This window comes from Mesorhizobium sp. M0626, assembly GCF_040320665.1.
Lineage (GTDB): Bacteria > Pseudomonadota > Alphaproteobacteria > Rhizobiales > Rhizobiaceae > Mesorhizobium.
The window spans coordinates 1-1,592 of record NZ_JAMYQD010000053.1; the positions used below are offsets into that span (position 1 = coordinate 1).

General features: G+C 56.1%; 2 protein-coding genes and 2 pseudogenes. 1 reads left to right on the plus strand and 3 read right to left on the minus strand.

What is annotated here, in order from left to right; all coding sequences use genetic code 11:
- Positions 1-219: pseudogene (gene virG, locus NKI37_RS31810) on the minus strand (two-component system response regulator VirG); the annotation flags it as partial.
- Positions 220-297: 78 nt separating this feature from the next.
- Between virG and NKI37_RS31815 the strand changes: the two are divergent.
- Entirely contained in the window at positions 298-573 is a 276-nt protein-coding gene (locus tag NKI37_RS31815; protein ID WP_023679571.1) for an acyl carrier protein, read from the plus strand.
- Between the two features lie 71 nt (positions 574-644).
- Here NKI37_RS31815 and NKI37_RS31820 read toward each other — a convergent pair whose 3' ends face one another.
- Complete coding sequence (locus NKI37_RS31820) at positions 645-1,295, minus strand: hypothetical protein (RefSeq protein WP_352791847.1); 651 nt, start codon at positions 1,293-1,295, stop codon at positions 645-647.
- 200 nt (positions 1,296-1,495) lie between these two features.
- A pseudogene (locus tag NKI37_RS32065) lies at positions 1,496-1,592 on the minus strand (IS481 family transposase); the annotation flags it as partial.

The window sequence follows — 1,592 nt, forward strand, 5'->3', positions numbered from 1 at the left end:
ACTATGATAGGAACATCCGATTTTGTCGCCAGATTGCGGACGATCGCAAGTCCATCCTCCCGGCCTAGGTTAAGGTCAACAACCACGAGATCGACCGGCTCACGTGAAAGAACATAATCAAACTGCTTGCTATCGTGGACTGCGGTTACCTTCAGGGCATGCATCGGCGATGAGGCGCCGCATTGCGGCATCATCGTCAATGACAAGAACATGTTTCAACGGCACACCTCGTTTTGGGGTTGCGCCCCGATCAGGGTTGCATTACCTGAATCTGCAAGCAAAAGGCATGTATTAGTGATGACATTACTTGAAATTGAACAACTGGTTCTCAAAACCCTCAACGCTCTAGTTGCCGAAAAAGTAGAGGTGTCGATGACAACCAGAATGCGGGATCTCGGCCTCGACAGCCTCGACTATAACGAGCTTGCTACGGCGATCGAGAGCCGACTTGGCTGGTTTGTCGACGATTACAAGCTCTGGCAATACGAGTCCGTAAGGCATGTCGCCGACGCCGTCGCCAGTCAGGAGTTGCGCACCGCGGAACCACCAGCAGTGCGACAAGTGCTGGAGTAGTGCTGTAGGCACAGGTTACGGTGAGGGCAGCTTGGGCGGCGGTAGCTATTGCCATTGCTCCGCTGTGGTTTCTATTCGTGACTGGTGTGTTTGAGAACTGTTGGGTCAGCCCGGTCCATGTCCAGTGCCGATGCCCCCTTGGTGGCGTTGCCCGCAATTGCGATCGCTGCGCCCAGGGCACCAATGCTGACGGTCGTTGTCAGGCCACCCGTTGAATTGTTGTCAGAGGCAACAGTGCCCACCACACCATCCCAATTGGTGGTCGTATAGACCGACATGTAGTCACGGAACACGCTCTCACTATACGTGGTCACGATCGTTGCCGTCGTACCGGTTGGCACGAGGGCCGACCACACTGACAGATAGACCACACCAGAATTGAAGATGCTTTCCACCTGAGCGAGAAGGGTGGCAGCCACACCCCCAATCGTCATACTGTTGACGGTCACTGCACTTTCGGTGTCAGTGGTCTCAGTTGTCACGATGACACGACGATTAGCGTGTGGCGCGACAAGAAGCGGAATGCTGGTGTGGGTGTAAACGGTCGTGGCAGTCGAGTCTTCGTGAGTGCCATTGAAGAGCAGATCTATCGGGAACATTTTCTCCCAGACGCCCGAGCTGCGCACATAGACCTGTCGAGCCTTGGTCCAGAGGCTTGAGATTTTCACCCATACGGCGCTAGTCGCCCCCCAGACCCCGGAGGCTTTGACGTAAAGGGCCATTACGGCTGCACCCAGAAATCACCGTCCGCGCCGCCAGAAGGGGCAGCGGCCGAGATCGTGACGCTGCGATTTGCCATCGTGCCGACGCCGAGAAGCGCCTTGGTCTGGGCAATGGACTGCGGTCGACGATAATTGTCCCCGGTGCCGTCACTCGACACGCGACCGACGAAGCTCGTCACAGCGTCGGCACCTGTGGCGTAGGTGTTTAGTCCCAAGGTTTGATGGGTTGGATCGAGCCTGAATCGTTCGGGCTCTTTTGTCCAGATTTTGCAGATGTATTCAAAGGGCGTGAGGCCC